The sequence below is a fragment of the Gammaproteobacteria bacterium genome (genome assembly GCA_036383255.1).
Taxonomy (GTDB): Bacteria; Pseudomonadota; Gammaproteobacteria; order Natronospirales; family REEB76; genus DASUBN01.
In genome coordinates, this window is sequence record DASVOS010000004.1 from 307,540 (window position 1) to 321,632 (window position 14,093).

Here is a 14,093-nt window from a genome sequence, read left to right on the forward strand (position 1 = left end):
TTATGGAAGACGGAAGGGTCAGCGGGGGGCGTGGGAGACCTTCTGCAGCACCGTGCCGGCGTAGCCGGGGCTGATCTCCTTCATCTGGGCCTCGATCCAGTCCTGCAGCTCGCGGTTCACGTCCTCCGGCTTGCGGCCCTGGGGGTAGACCGGCTTGCCGATGCGCACCTGGATGAGGCCCGGGTGCTTCAGGAAGGCGTTGCGGCGCCAGAAGTCGCCGGCGTTGTGGGCCACCGGGAGGATCGGCCGGCCGGTCTTCTCGGCCAGCAGCGCGCCGGAGACGCCATAGCGGCGGGTGGTGCCGGGCGGCATGCGGGTGCCCTCCGGGAAGATCATCACCCACAGCCCTTCCTCCAGGATGCGCTTGCTGCCCTCGCTGATCACCTGGTTCACGGCGGTATGGCCGGCCTTGCGGTTGATGGCGATGGGCTCGATCGCCATGAGCGCCTGGCCGATGAGGGGGATCCACATGAGCTCGCGCTTCAGCACCCAGGACTGGGTGGGGAACACCACGAGTTGCGCCAGGGTCTCCCAGGCGGACTGGTGCTTCCAGTAGGCGATGGCGGGTTCGCTGCCGATGTGCTCGCGGCCCTGCACCGTCCAGTCGATGCGGCAGATGTGCTTCAGGGTCCAGAAGTTCAGGCGCACCCAGGGGATGACCAGCATGTAACCCCAGTGGCGGTTGAACGGCGCCGCCAGCGCCACCAGCGTGGCGAACACCGCCGCAGTGGCCACGTACAGCACGTTGAACGCGAGGGAACGCAGGAACAGCATGCGGGAGATATTAGTGGATTTCTTTCAGCAATTGAGACACGGCGGCGGCCAGGTCAGCATAGTCTTCGACCTCGTCGTGTTCCTCTTCCAGCGCCTTGAGGCCGTTGCCGGTCCGCACCAGTATCGCGCGGCCCCCCACGGCCCGGGCAGCGGCCAAGTCCCGCGCCGAGTCGCCGATCATGGGCACGCCCTTGAGGCTCAGCTGGTAGCGCTCGGCGATCTGGTGCAGCAGGCCCGGCTTGGGCTTGCGGCAGTCGCAGCCGTCCCCCGGCGTGTGGGGGCAGAAGAAGATGGAATCGATCTTGCCGCCCGCCGCCTCCACCTCACGCTTCATGCGGCCGTGGATGGCGGCGAGGGTGTCCAGGCTGAACAAGTGCCGGCCCACGCCCGACTGATTGCTCGCGACTACCACCGTGTAGCCGCTCTTGTATAGACGGGCGATGGCTTCCAGGCTGCCGGGAAGAGGTTCCCACTCCTCAGGCGTCTTGATGAAGGCATCCGATTCGCGGTTGATGACCCCGTCTCTATCCAGTATGACGAGCCGCATCGTTCAGTCGACCTGTAGCAACGACAGATCGGCCGTCTGCAGGAACAGTGCGCTCAGGGAGGCGAGCAGCGCCAGGCGATTCGCCTTCACCGCCGCATCCTGATCCATCACCATCACTTGGTCGAAGAACGCATCCACCGGCGCGCGCAGCGCCGCCAGGCGCTTGAGCGCGCCGGTGTAGTCGCCGGCCTGGGACAGGGATGCCACCGCGCCGCGCAACGTGGCGATCTCGCCGTGCAGCTTGGTCTCCGCCGGCAGTCTCAAGAGCTCGGGCTTCACCTCGCCATGCTCGCCGCCTCCCGCTTGGCGCAGGATGTTGGCGATGCGCTTGTTGGCGGCGGCCAGCGCCGTGGCCTCCGGCAGCTTCAGGAACTCGTTCACCGCCTGCAGGCGGCGCTGGAAATCCAGCGGCTTGCCGGGCTTGCGCGCCCGTACTGCCTCGAACACGTCCGGGCGGATGCCGGCTTCCAGGTAGTACGCCTTGAGGCGCTCCAGCAGGAACTCGTACACTTCGTCGGCGGAGGCCTTGCCCTGCACCGGCTGGGCCGCGAGCGCCTCGCGCGCGAGATTTGCCAACACCAGGTCGAGCTCTCCCTCCACCACGATGCGCATGAGCCCGAGGCCCGCGCGCTTGAGCGCGAAGGGATCCTTGTCGCCGGTGGGTTTCTGGCCGATGGCGAAGATGCCGCAGAGGGTGTCGAGCTTGTCGGCGATGGCCAGCGCCTGGCCGGTGCGGGTTGCAGGCAGCCGGTCGCCGGCGAAGCGCGGCAGGTAATGTTCCTCGATGGCACGGGCCACCTCCGGCGGTTCGCCGCTCTCCCGCGCTACGTGCATGCCGATGCTGCCCTGCAGCTCCGGGAACTCTCCCACGAGGTTTGAGAGCAGGTCGCACTTGGCGAGGCCGGCGGCGCGGCGCGTCAGCGCGGCATCGCCGCCGATGTCGCGGGCGATGCCCTCGGCCAGAGCCGCCACGCGCTTCTGTTTGTTCGCATAGGAGCCGAGCTCCTTCTGGAACACCATGGTCTCCAGGTCCTCGGCGCGGGTGTCGAGGCGCACGCCCTTGTCCAGGTCCCAGAAGAACATCGCGTCCGTGAGGCGCGGCACGATCACCCGCTCGTTGCCGCGCTTGACCTCCTTCGGGTCCTTGCTCTGCACGTTGGAGACGGTGACGAAGTGCGGCAGCAGCTTGCCGGCGGCGCCGCGCAGTGGGAAGTAGCGCTGCTGGCCCTGCAGCACCACCGTGATCACCTCTTCCGGCAGCGCCAGGAACCTGCGGTCGAAGTCGCCGACCAGCGGCACCGGCCATTCGACGAGCGCCGCCACTTCCTCCAGCAGCGCCGCGTCGAGGCGTGCCTTGCCCTTCACCTTGGCGGCGGCTTGGGTCACGAGCTTGCCGATGGCCCCGGCCAGCGAGCCGTCCCGGTCCTCGACCCGCACCTTGCCGGTCTTCTCCAGGAGCTTGCGGTAGTCGGCGGGCTTCTTGATGACGATCGCAGCGGGATGGTGGAAGCGGTGGCCGTGGGTCTTGTTGGAGGCGGCCACCCCCAGGATGTCGCTCTTCAATACCTTGTCGCCCAGCAGCATCAGCACCCAGTGCACCGGGCGCACGAACTCCGCATCCCCGGCGCCCCAGCGCATGCGCTTGCCGATGGGCAGCTTCGCGAGGGCTTCCTGCACCATGCCGGGCAGCAGCGCCGCGGCGCTCTCGCCCTTCACCTCCAGCATGAACGCCAGGCGCTCGCCCTTGTCGGTCTGCTTGAGGGCGAGCTTGTCCACCGTGGTGTTGCAGGACTTGGCGAAACCTTCAGCCGCCTTGGTGGGCTTGCCTTCGGCGTCGTAGGCCGCCGCCACGGCAGGGCCAAGCTTCTCCTCGCTGCGGTCCGGCTGGCGGGGATAGAGCGCCGGTATGTAGAGGGCGAGACGGCGGGGCGAGAAGAACACCTCGTCGTGGGTCTTGGCCGGCAGCAGGTTCTTGGCCACCGCCTGGGCCTCGAAGTGCTCCAGGAACGCGAGCGCGAGCTTGCGCAGGCTCTTGGGCGGCAGCTCCTCGGTGCCGATCTCGACGAGGAACGGCAGCGTGGCCGGCTGCTTCGGCGCGGCGGTGGTTTTCTTCTTTGCCGCGCTCATTTCTTCGCCCCATTACGTGTGGGGTGCAGCATCGGGAACCCCAGGGCTTCCCGCGCGTTGTAGTAGGCCTGGGCCACGCCGCGGGCGAGCGTTCGCACTCTCAATATGTAGCGCTGGCGCTCGGTGACGGAGATGGCGCGGCGCGCATCCAGGAGGTTGAAAGTGTGGGAGGCCTTCAGCACCTGCTCGTAGGCCGGCAGTGCCAGGCCGAGCTCCAGTAGCCGCGTGCATTCCTGCTCGCAGGTATCGAACCAGCGGAACAGCACCTCGGTGTTGGCCTGCTCGAAGTTGTACTTGGACTGCTCCACCTCGTTCTGGTGGTAGACGTCGCCGTAAGTGACGCGGCCCAGCGGGCCGTCGGTCCAGGTGAGCTGGTACATGTTCTCCACGCCCTGCAGGTACATGGCGAGGCGCTCGAGGCCGTAGGTGATCTCGCCGGAGACCGGCTTGCACTCCAGGCCCCCGACCTGCTGGAAGTAGGTGAACTGGCTGATCTCCATGCCGTTCAGCCACACCTCCCAACCCAGGCCCCAGGCGCCCAAGGTCGGGGATTCCCAGTTGTCCTCCACGAAGCGGATGTCGTGCACCAGGGGATCGATGCCGAGCGCCTTGAGTGAGCCGATGTACAGCTCCTGGAAGTCCGCCGGCGAGGGTTTGATGATCACCTGGAACTGGTAATAGTGCTGGGCCCGGTTAGGGTTCTCGCCATAGCGCCCGTCGGTCGGGCGGCGGGAGGGCTGCACATAGGCGGCTGACCAGGGCTCGGGACCGATGGCCCGGAGGAAGGTGGAGGGGTGGAAGGTGCCGGCCCCCATCTCCATGTCATAGGGCTGCATGAGCACGCAGCCCTGAGCCGACCAATAGGCCTGCAGGGCTAAGATAAGTTCTTGAAAAGAAGCGGGTTTCTTTGAGGCCATGTTGGTTTTCTTGGGGCCTTGGCAGCCCGCCCGCGCGGAGGACGCAGTATAGCGGCTTCCCCCGGGGCATTCACGGAAACCACGTTGCACCATTTTGGTGCAAGCGGATGATGGGTTAGTATCCCTGCCTTCTCCTCGCCCCGCGCCGATGCTGAGTCCAGCAAGTTGGCACGCGGCGTGCATATACATAGGCATCGCCACCCACCTCTTTCGGAGCACCGACATGGCCACCAAGAACGGCAAAGACGTCCTCGACCTCATCGCCAAGGAAGGCGTGCGCTACGTGGACTTCCGCTTCACCGACACCCGCGGCAAGGAGCAGCACGTGACCGTGCCCGCCCACACCGTGGACGACAAGCTGTTCGAGGACGGCAAGATGTTCGACGGCTCGTCCATCGCCGGCTGGAAGGGCATCAACGAGTCCGACATGATCCTGATGCCGGACGCCACCACCGCGGTGCTGGACCCGTTCTTCGAGGACAAGACCCTCAACCTGCGCTGTGACGTGATCGAGCCCTCCACCATGCAGGGCTACGAGCGTGATCCGCGTTCGCTGGCCAAACGCGCCGAGGCCTACCTCAAGTCCACCGGCATCGCCGACACCGCCTACTTCGGCCCCGAGAACGAGTTCTTCATCTTCGACGACATCCGCTGGGGCTCCGACATCAGCGGCTCCTTCTACAAGATCGACTCCCAGGAAGCCGGCTGGAACTCCGAGCGCGCCTACGAGGACGGCAACTTCGGCCACCGCCCCGGCGTGAAGGGCGGCTACTTCCCGGTGCCGCCGGTGGACGCGCTGCAGGACATCCGCTCCGCCATGTGCTCCACGCTGGAGGAGATGGGCATGATGACCGAGGTCCACCACCACGAGGTGGCGACCGCGGGCCAGTGCGAGATCGGCGTGGCCTTCGGCCACCTGGTGCAGAAAGCGGACGAGGTGCAGATGCTGAAGTACGTGGTCATGAACGTGGCGCACGCCTACAGCAAGACCGCGACCTTCATGCCCAAGCCGCTGGTGGGCGACAACGGCAACGGCATGCACGTGCACCAGTCCCTGGCGAAGGACGGCAAGAACCTGTTCAGCGGCAACCTCTACGGCGGCCTCTCCGAGACCGCGCTCTACTACATCGGCGGCATCATCAAGCACGCCCGCGCGCTGAACGCCATCACCAACGCCGGCACCAACAGCTACAAGCGCCTGGTGCCTGGCTTCGAGGCGCCGGTGATGCTGGCCTACTCGGCCCGCAACCGCTCCGCCTCCATCCGCATCCCCTACGTGTCGAACCCCAAGGCGCGCCGCATCGAGGTGCGCTTCCCGGACTCCAGCGCGAATCCGTACTTCGCGTTCGCGGCCATGATGATGGCGGGCCTGGACGGCATCCAGAACAAGATCCATCCGGGCGAGGCCATGGACAAGGATCTCTACGACCTGCCGCCGGAGGAGGAGAAGAACATCCCGCAGGTGTGCTACTCGCTCGACATGGCGCTCGACCACCTGGACAAGGACCGCGAGTTCCTCAAGAAGGGCGGCGTGTTCACGGACGACGTGATCGACGCCTACATCCACCTCAAGATGCAGGACGTGACGCGCCTGCGGATGACGACGCATCCCGTCGAGTTCGACATGTACTACTCGCTGTGAGCGAGAAGCGTCGAGAGTGAAGAGAAGCACGGCCGCAGCGATGCGGCCGTGCCATTTAAGAGGCGCAGCATAGAACCATCCCTGGCGGGCCGTGCGCCGCATGCGGCACACCCCTCGGGCGGCCGAGTGCTTTGGAGAAACGCTTATGGACATCAGATTCGCGACCGCAGCGGACGCCGCCGCGGTCAACGCGATCTACCGGCCGAACATCGAGGACAGCAGCGTCTCCTTCGAGCTCACGCCGCCCACGGACACCGCGATGGCCGAGCGCATACGCAAGGCGATCGCCTGGCTCGTGTGGGAGGACGAGGACGGTGTCGGCGGCTACGCCTATGCCTCGCGGCATCGCGATCGCCCCGCGTACCGGTGGTCGGTGGAGACCTCGGTATACGTGCACGTATCCCGCCGGCGCCACGGCGTGGGCCGGGCGCTCTACGCCGAACTCTTCGGGCTCCTGGTGCAGCAGGGTTATTACACCGCGTTCGCCGGTATCACGCTGCCGAACGCGGCGAGCGTCGGGTTGCACGAAGCCATGGGTTTCGAACCGGTGGGCGTGTACCGCAAGGCCGGCTTCAAGCTGGGCGCTTGGCGCGACGTGGGCTGGTGGCAGAAAGCTCTGCGCAGCTACGTGGTGCCGGCAGACGCGCCGGAGGGCTGCTTGGAGAAGTCTCGCGCATGAAAAAACCGCCGGCCTTTCGGCCGGCGGTCTCGAATAGAAAAGCTGGCGGGCCGCGGGGATGGGGTAAAGAACGACCCGCCAGCAATAGACCGGGAGTGGGGTAGCTCCCGGGCAGCTCCGCAGGGAGGGCGGAGCTGCGTTTCACGCGCGGGGAGCGCGTGATTCTTGAAAACGTTCTCCAGTTGACAAAGTGGACTAGACCGTCTAGTCCATTAATACTATAGTCCTCGACTTAGGTATCCGCAAGCCCTGTGACGATAAGTTACCTAAACTTGTGAGTAATCAGGGATTTGGACTACTCTCTACCCCATATGAACCGTATCGCGCTGGTCTTTATTGCGTTGACTGCCATGACTTTCATGGTGGCCGCGGATCCGCTTTACAAGTGGGTGGATGAGCAGGGGAACGTGCACTACTCGGATAAGCCCCAGCCGGGGGCCAAGAAGATCAAGCTGCCGCCAGCCACCACCTTCAAGATGCCCGAGCCCGTCACCGTCCCCACTAACGACAGCGACCGTCCGCAGCAGACTGACGAGGACAGGGCCCCGGAACGGGCGCCCTATACCTCGTTCGAGATCGCTGTACCCAAGCCGGATGAGGTGTACTGGAACGTCACCAGCGTCACCGTGAGCCTGAACGTCGTCCCCGGGCTCCGTCCTGGCGATAGAGTGACCATCACCCTGGACGGACACGTCCAAGGCCCCATGAGCCAGGCTTCCTTCACCTTCGAAGACCTGGACCGGGGAGCCCATACCGTAAGCGCGAACCTGCAGGGGCAGGACGGCACGGTGATGATCGCCAAGTCCGTCACCTTCTATATTCAGCGGGGCACAAAGCACTGATTTAGTGCGCGTGCACTATAATGGTGCATGGCCTCAGGACTGTCCCTACCCGCTATCCTTGAGAACCAGACCACCGCTGTCCTGTGTCTGGATGGCGCGCTCCATCTCACCTACCTGAACCCCGCCGCCGAGACCCTGTTGCGGCTCGATGCGCGCCAGGTCCTGGGCCGTCCCATCCGTGAGTGTCTGCCGGAAGCGGAGGAGTTCGCCGCCGCCCTGGAACGCAGTGCCGGCCGGCGCGAGACCTTCACCCAGCGCGAACTCCGGTTGCCGCTCGCCGAACGGGACACGGTCACGGTGGATTGCACCGCCACGCCGGTGGCGGAACGGGAGGGCGAGACGCCGCTCTTGGTGGAGCTCGCGCCGCTGGACCGGCACCTGCGCATCAGCCGTGACGACGCGCTCATCGCACAGCATGCGGCGAACCGGGTGCTGGCCCGCAACCTCGCCCACGAGATCCGCAACCCCTTAGGGGGTCTTCGCGGCGCGGCGCAACTGCTCGAGCGGCGCCTGCCGGACGAGTCCCTGCGCGAATACACCGGCGTGATCCTCAAGGAAGCCGACCGGCTCACGGCGCTGGTGGACGCCATGCTCGGCCCCACCAGGCCCGTGCAGCGCAGCGCCGTGAACATCCACGAACTGCTGGAGCACGTGCTCAAGCTCATCCAGGCCGATGCGCCGGCTGGCGTGAAGCTCCTGCGCGACTATGACCCCAGCCTGCCGGAACTCTCCCTCGACCGCGACCAGCTGGTGCAGGCGCTGCTCAACATCGCGCGCAACGCACGCGAGGCGCTGGGCGCGCGCGGCAGTATCACCTTCCGCACCCGGGCGCTGCGCCAGTTCACCATCGGCCAGCGCCGCCATCGCCTCGCCGCCTGCGTCGAGATCGCCGACGACGGCCCCGGCATCCCGCCGGAGCTGCAACCGCGCATCTTCGCGCCGCTCGTGAGCGGCAAGCCAGGCGGCACCGGCCTCGGGCTCTCCATCGCCCAGGAACTCGTGAACCGCCACGCCGGCCTCATCGAGTGCGTGAGCGCGCCGGGCGCCACCGTATTCTCCGTGATACTCCCCCTGGAAGAGCAGCATGAACGCGAGCACGCCTGAGGTCTGGGTGGTGGACGACGACCCGGCGCTGCGCTGGGTCATGGACAAGGCGCTGCAGGAGGCGGGCCACGCGGTGCGCCTGTTCGCCAGCGCGGAAGAAGTGCGGCAGGCCCTCAGCGGCGCGGTGCCCGCGGCGCTGGTGTCGGACGTGCGCCTGCCCGGCGAAGGCGGTTTCGAACTCCTGAAATCGCTGCGCCGCGACCACCCGCGCCTGCCGGTGATCGTGGTCACCGCCCACGCCGACCTGGAGAGCGCGGTCAGCGCCTACCAGGGCGGCGCCTTCGAATACCTGCCCAAGCCTTTCGACGTGGACGAGCTCGCGGCGCTGGTGCAGCGCGCGCTGCAGGCTCAGCCCGCGGGGCAGGCGAGCGCCGCCGCGGTGGACGAAGACCAGCTCGTCGGCGAGTCGCCGGCCATGCAGGAGGTGTTCCGCGCCATCGGCCGGCTCACCCGCAGCCACCTCACCGCGCTCATCACCGGCGAATCCGGCACCGGCAAGGAACTGGTGGCCCGCGCGCTGCACCGCCACAGCCCGCGCGCGCGCCAGCCCTTCATCGCGCTCAACACCGCCGCCATCCCGGCGGAACTCCTCGAATCCGAGCTCTTCGGCCACGAGCGGGGCGCCTTCACCGGCGCCACCGGCCGCCGCCTCGGCCGCTTCGAGCAGGCCCACGGCGGCACCCTGTTCCTGGACGAGATCGGGGACATGTCACCGGCGCTGCAGACCCGGCTCCTGCGCGTGCTGGCGGAGGGCGAGTTCTTCAGGGTCGGCGGGCACGAGCCCGTGAAGGTGGACGTGCGCATCCTCGCGGCCACCCACCAGGACCTGCAGGCCCGCGTGGCGCAGGGCGCGTTCCGTGAGGACCTGTTCCACCGGCTCAACGTGGTGCACGTGCACATGCCGGCGCTCAGGGACCGGCGCGGAGACATCCCGCTCCTGCTGGAGCACTTCATGAGTGCGGCGGCGCGGGAGCTCAACGTGGCGGGCAAGCGCCTCACCGCCGACGCCCTTGCCGCGTTGAGCGAGCGTGCCTGGCCCGGCAACGTGCGCGAGCTCAAGAACTTCTGCCGCCGCCTCATGCTGATGGCGCCCGGGCGCATCGTGCACAAGAGCGACCTCGGCGAGGCGCTGGAGCAGGGCCGCGCACCGAAGGGAGATGCCGACTGGCGCCAGGCGCTGCGCGCCTGGGCTGACGCGGAACTGGACGCAGGCCGCCACGCCGCGCTCGCGGATGCCGAAGCGGAGTTCGAGCGCATCCTCATGGATGCGGCTCTCGCCCGCACCGGCGGCAGGCGCCAGGACGCGGCCAAGCTCCTGGGCTGGGGCCGCAACACGCTCACGCGCAAGCTCAAGCCGAAACGCGCCTGACATGTCGCGCGCCGCGGCAATACGTTAATCCGGAAAGGGAAGTCGGGACGCCGGGACTAGAATCGGGCATCACCCCCGCCAGAGGCAGGATGCCATGTTGATCGAAGCTTCCGTGGAGAACTGGGACCAGCACCACGCCGCCGTGGTGGCCACCAACAACATCGCCCGCGAGGTGGCGGTGCCGCCCAGCGGCAGCGGCACCGGTTCTAGCGTCAATGGCTCGGAACTCCTATGCCTCGCGGTGGCGACCAGCTATTGCAACGACATCTACCGCGAGGGACGCGAGCGCGGCATCGAGGTGCTGCGGGTGAACGTGGACGTGCAGGCCGACTTCCAAGGCACCGGCGAGCCGCTCCAGGCGATAAGCTACCGCGCGCGGGTGGCGGCGAAGGGCGATGAGCAGGCGATCCGCGAGCTGATGCTGCACACCGACCAGGTGGCGGAGATCCAGACCACTCTGCGCAAAGGGATGGACGTGAAGTTCGAGCCGGCGGAGATCATCGTGGAGGGCTAGCCGCCGGGCCCTGGCACCGCACCACCGCCGGTGCGGGGCGGGTCGCACCCGCCGGCGCCGCGCTCTGGGCTGCGATGCAGTTCTGGGTCGGGGCCGCCCTCACCGCCTTCAGTACCGGGGCCGGCGCCATCATCGCTGGCATCTTCCCTTCCTTGAGTTCACGGATCTGCTCCTCCATCTGCCGCCGTGCTTCCTCTTCCTGCCGGTCGGCTTCGGTCATGGTGCGCATGTAGATCACCGGATGCCTCTGCCAGCCCTCCGGATCCTGATCCCGCCGGCCGGCGGTCTTGAAAGCATCCGCGACGTAGCCCGCCTTGACCAGGTTCATCCTGCTGGCGGGGTTGTGCATGTTCTGCATCACCCAGTCCGGCGTCTCGAACCTCCCGTCCCGGCCCGTGACGGCTTCGAAGGTCTGGGGAGGCGAGCCCAGGCCTCCGCCCTGCACCAGCGGGTACGCCTCGATCCTGACCTGCACATCCTCCAAGGGCTGGCCGGTGGCGGCGTCCAGGATCTCCCAGGGTGTGCAGCCGGCCAGCAGGACCAAGGGGAACAACAGGTAGGCGAGCTTGAAGCGCGAGTCCATGGAATCATCCATGCAGGTGGATGCATCCATTCTAGGGGTGCAGTCCGGCCGCGTCTCCATTACGCGACGAAAGCACTGAAAGACAAGACGACCTAAGTTCAACCCGCCGCGCAGGTCTCAGCGGCGACCTTCTTGCCGGGCACGTTGAGCGTGCCGGTGAGCTCGGAGACGCTCTTCAGGTTGTGGCGCTGCAGGTAATCGGCGATACCGGCGTTCAGCTTCTTGCACACCAGCGGGTCATAGAAGAGCGCGGTGCCCACGCCGATGGCCGTGGCCCCGGCCAGGAGGAATTCGATGGCGTCGTTCACCGTGGTGACGCCGCCCTGGCCGATGATCGGGATGTTGTGGGCCTTCGCCACCTGGTACACCTGCTGGGTCTTCAGCAGCGCGATGGGCTTGATGGCCGGGCCCGAGAGGCCGCCCTGGAAGTTGCCGATGACGGCGGAGCGCTTCTCCACGTCCACCGCCATGCCCATGAGGGTATTGATGACCGCGAAGCCGTCGGTGCCCGCCTCGATGCAGCGGCGCGCGTTCAGCGCGATGTCGGTCTGGTTCGGCGAGAGCTTGGTGATGATGGGCTTCTTGGTCACCGCGCGGCAGGCCGCCACCACCCGCGCTGACATGTCCGGGTCGTTGCCGAACTGCACTCCGCCTTCCTTCACGTTCGGGCAGGAGATGTTGATCTCCATGGCGTCGATGGGCGAGTCGTCGAAGCGGCGCGTGACCTCAGCGTACTCCTCCACCGTGGAACCCGAGACGTTGGCGATGAAGCGGGTCTCGGAGAAGTCCAGGGTGGGCAGGATGTTCTTCACCACGTGGTCCACGCCCGGGTTCTGCAGGCCGATCGCGTTCAGCATGCCCGAGGGCGTCTCATATACCCGGTGCGCCGGGTTGCCGAGGCGCGGCTTCAGGGTGGTGCCCTTCAGGCACACGGCGCCGGCATCCCGGTTGGAGAAGCCCGCCACCCGCGTGTATTCTTCGCCGAACCCCACGCAGCCCGAGAGCAAGACCAGCGGCGAGTCGAACCGCATGCCGCAGAAGTCGAGCTTGAGGGACGAGGGCAGGGGAGTGAAGTCCTTCATATATGTTCCACGTAATCCTCTATCAGCCTGAGATCCCGCCCAACGCGGGCAACATCATACGCCTGTGCGCCAACAGCGGCGCCGCGCTGCACCTGGTGCGCCCCCTGGGGTTCGAGCTCAGCGAATCGCGGGTGAAGCGTGCGGGGCTGGACTACCACGAGATGGCGAACGTCACGGAGCACGCCGATCTCGAGGCCTGCCTCGCGGCCGTGCGGCCCACACGCGTCTTCGCCCTCTCCACCCGCGGCAGTCGCCGTTACACGGAAGCGGCGTTCCAGCCCGGAGACGCCTTCCTGTTCGGTCCCGAGACCCGCGGCCTGCCCCAGCCGGTGCTGGATGGCCTGCCCGCGGAGCAGATCTTGCGACTGCCCATGCGCCCCGGCAACCGCAGCCTGAACCTCTCCAACGCCGTGGCCGTGCTGGTCTTCGAGGCCTGGCGGCAGCAGGATTTCGCGGGAGGGGTGTAAGAACCGTGTGATTCCCGGGGTTTATACCCTGTTGACTCCCGGCCGCATCGGGAGTACTTTACCCAAAGGTTAATTAACCTATCGGTGTAATACTATGCAGCAAGCGGATCACCTGAGCGCTACCTTCGCTGCCCTGGCGGACCCCACCCGCCGCGCCATCCTGGCCCGGCTCTCACTGGGGGAGATCTCGGTGACCGAGCTCGCCGAGCCCTTCGACATGAGCCTGCCGGCCGTGACCAAGCACCTCAAGGTGCTGGAGAAGGCGGGGCTCATCACCCGCGGCCGTCACGCCCAGTGGCGTCCCTGCCGCCTCAAGGCCGCGCCGCTCCAGGACGTGTCCAACTGGGTGGAGCAATACCGCCGCTTCTGGGAAGAGAAGCTGGATCGCCTCGGCGAATACCTGAAGGAACTGCAGGCCGAAGAAGCCGCTGCTGCCAGCCCTAAGGAGAAGAAACATGGCCCCAAGAAATAGTGATGCTGCGCCTGTGATGGTGCCGGAACTGGTCCTCACCCGCGTGTTCAACGCCCCCTGTTCGCTGGTGTTCGCCTGCTGGACCGAGGGCCGGCACCTCAAGGAATGGTCGGCGCCCCATGGCTTCACCATCCCGTACTCGGAGGGCAAGGCCGAACCCGGTGGCCACTGGCGCGCCTGCATGAAGAAACCGGACGGGAGCGAACTGTGGCTCGGCGGCATCTATAAGGAAGTGGAGCTGAACAGGAAGCTGGTGATGACCCATGCCTGGCAGCAGGAAGACGGCAAGCTGGGCGGCGAGACCCTCATCACCGTGCTGTTCGAGGACCTGGGCGGCAAGACCCGCGTCGTCTTCACCCAGACCGGCTTCACCTCCGCCGCGGACCGCGACGGGCACGCCGGCGGCTGGAGCGAATGCTTCGAGCGCCTGGAGGCGCTGCTGTCGAAGCTCTCCAACATGGGCATCAGGTCATGAGCCAGCACAAGGTCGAGCACGCCAGCTTCACCATAGACCGCCGCTATGACGCGCCGGTGGCCCTGCTGTTCAAGGCGTTCGCCGACCAGCAAGCCAAGAGCCGCTGGTTCGGCGGCGGCAGCGAGTGGGACATGCAGTCCCGGGTTTTCGACTTCCGCGTGGGCGGCCGTGAGCATCTCTCCGGAAAGTGGAAGAGCGGCATGGTCTCCACCTTCGACGCCGTGTACCACGACATCGTGCCGGAGCAGCGCATCGTCTATGCCTACGACATGCACCTGGACGGCCGGCACATCTCCGTATCGCTAGCGACCATCCTGTTCGCGAAGGACGGCGATGGCTCCAAGCTCACCATCACGGAACAGGGTGCGTTCCTGGACGGCTATGACGACGCCGGTTCCCGCGAGAAAGGCACCCGCGGCCTGATGGAACGTATCGCCGATTCCCTGGAAGGTGGCGCGGTGCAGGACCTGCCCCGGCCGGCGGCCAAGTGAGGCACGCC

16 protein-coding genes are annotated in these 14,093 nt (G+C 66.8%); 10 read left to right on the forward strand and 6 right to left on the reverse strand.

What is annotated here, in order from left to right:
• Nucleotides 1-18 precede the first annotated feature (18 nt).
• Genes VF651_02430 through glyQ form a run of 4 tightly spaced genes read right to left on the reverse strand, consistent with a single transcriptional unit; the run spans nucleotide 19 to nucleotide 4,365 of the window.
• Nucleotides 19-774, reverse strand: a complete 756-nt coding sequence (locus VF651_02430) for a lysophospholipid acyltransferase family protein (protein ID HEX7964551.1) — start codon at nucleotides 772-774, stop codon at nucleotides 19-21.
• A gap of 10 nt (nucleotides 775-784) precedes the next feature.
• Nucleotides 785-1,321: a D-glycero-beta-D-manno-heptose 1,7-bisphosphate 7-phosphatase gene (gene gmhB / locus VF651_02435; GenBank protein HEX7964552.1), complete on the reverse strand. Its 537-nt coding sequence runs from the start codon at nucleotides 1,319-1,321 to the stop codon at nucleotides 785-787.
• A 3-nt stretch (nucleotides 1,322-1,324) separates the two neighbouring features.
• The gene (glyS, locus tag VF651_02440) at nucleotides 1,325-3,448 is read right to left on the reverse strand and encodes a glycine--tRNA ligase subunit beta (protein HEX7964553.1); all 2,124 of its coding nucleotides are present in this window, start codon (nucleotides 3,446-3,448) and stop codon (nucleotides 1,325-1,327) included.
• Nucleotides 3,445-4,365, reverse strand: coding sequence for a glycine--tRNA ligase subunit alpha (gene glyQ, locus VF651_02445; protein ID HEX7964554.1), 921 nt, complete (start codon nucleotides 4,363-4,365; stop codon nucleotides 3,445-3,447). Before glyQ ends, glyS begins: the two co-directional genes overlap by 4 nt.
• 223 nt (nucleotides 4,366-4,588) lie before the next feature.
• Between glyQ and glnA the strand changes: the two genes are divergently transcribed.
• From glnA to VF651_02475, 6 genes are all read left to right on the forward strand, one after another.
• Complete coding sequence (glnA, locus tag VF651_02450) at nucleotides 4,589-6,007, forward strand: glutamate--ammonia ligase (protein ID HEX7964555.1); 1,419 nt, start codon at nucleotides 4,589-4,591, stop codon at nucleotides 6,005-6,007.
• Nucleotides 6,008-6,152: 145 nt separating this feature from the next.
• Entirely contained in the window at nucleotides 6,153-6,686 is a 534-nt protein-coding gene (locus tag VF651_02455; GenBank protein HEX7964556.1) for an arsinothricin resistance N-acetyltransferase ArsN1 family B, read from the forward strand.
• 350 nt (nucleotides 6,687-7,036) lie between these two features.
• Nucleotides 7,037-7,528, forward strand: a complete 492-nt coding sequence (locus VF651_02460; GenBank protein ID HEX7964557.1) for a DUF4124 domain-containing protein — start codon at nucleotides 7,037-7,039, stop codon at nucleotides 7,526-7,528.
• Between the two features lie 27 nt (nucleotides 7,529-7,555).
• The gene (gene glnL / locus VF651_02465; protein HEX7964558.1) at nucleotides 7,556-8,632 is read left to right on the forward strand and encodes a nitrogen regulation protein NR(II); all 1,077 of its coding nucleotides are present in this window, start codon (nucleotides 7,556-7,558) and stop codon (nucleotides 8,630-8,632) included.
• Nucleotides 8,613-10,001 carry a nitrogen regulation protein NR(I) gene (gene ntrC / locus VF651_02470; protein ID HEX7964559.1) on the forward strand — a complete coding sequence of 463 codons (1,389 nt, stop codon included), beginning with the start codon at nucleotides 8,613-8,615 and terminating at the stop codon, nucleotides 9,999-10,001. Before glnL ends, ntrC begins: the two co-directional genes overlap by 20 nt.
• A gap of 97 nt (nucleotides 10,002-10,098) precedes the next feature.
• Nucleotides 10,099-10,515: an OsmC family protein gene (locus VF651_02475; protein HEX7964560.1), complete on the forward strand. Its 417-nt coding sequence runs from the start codon at nucleotides 10,099-10,101 to the stop codon at nucleotides 10,513-10,515.
• On the opposite strand, the gene VF651_02480 is transcribed toward VF651_02475, so the two are convergent.
• Complete coding sequence (locus VF651_02480) at nucleotides 10,499-11,110, reverse strand: hypothetical protein (protein HEX7964561.1); 612 nt, start codon at nucleotides 11,108-11,110, stop codon at nucleotides 10,499-10,501. The genes VF651_02475 and VF651_02480 overlap by 17 nt on opposite strands.
• An 86-nt stretch (nucleotides 11,111-11,196) precedes the next feature.
• The gene (locus VF651_02485; protein HEX7964562.1) at nucleotides 11,197-12,180 is read right to left on the reverse strand and encodes a dihydroorotate dehydrogenase; all 984 of its coding nucleotides are present in this window, start codon (nucleotides 12,178-12,180) and stop codon (nucleotides 11,197-11,199) included.
• A 2-nt stretch (nucleotides 12,181-12,182) separates the two neighbouring features.
• Here VF651_02485 and VF651_02490 point away from each other — a divergent pair, with 2 nt between their 5' ends.
• From VF651_02490 to VF651_02505, 4 genes are all read left to right on the forward strand, one after another.
• Nucleotides 12,183-12,647, forward strand: a complete 465-nt coding sequence (locus tag VF651_02490) for a tRNA (cytidine(34)-2'-O)-methyltransferase (GenBank protein ID HEX7964563.1) — start codon at nucleotides 12,183-12,185, stop codon at nucleotides 12,645-12,647.
• A 94-nt stretch (nucleotides 12,648-12,741) separates the two neighbouring features.
• Nucleotides 12,742-13,119 (forward strand): metalloregulator ArsR/SmtB family transcription factor, encoded by a 378-nt coding sequence (locus VF651_02495; GenBank protein ID HEX7964564.1) that lies wholly within the window; start codon nucleotides 12,742-12,744, stop codon nucleotides 13,117-13,119.
• Nucleotides 13,103-13,594 carry an SRPBCC domain-containing protein gene (locus VF651_02500; protein HEX7964565.1) on the forward strand — a complete coding sequence of 164 codons (492 nt, stop codon included), beginning with the start codon at nucleotides 13,103-13,105 and terminating at the stop codon, nucleotides 13,592-13,594. The genes VF651_02495 and VF651_02500 overlap by 17 nt, the downstream gene beginning before the upstream one ends.
• Entirely contained in the window at nucleotides 13,591-14,085 is a 495-nt protein-coding gene (locus tag VF651_02505; GenBank protein HEX7964566.1) for an SRPBCC family protein, read from the forward strand. Before VF651_02500 ends, VF651_02505 begins: the two co-directional genes overlap by 4 nt.
• Nucleotides 14,086-14,093 lie beyond the last annotated feature (8 nt).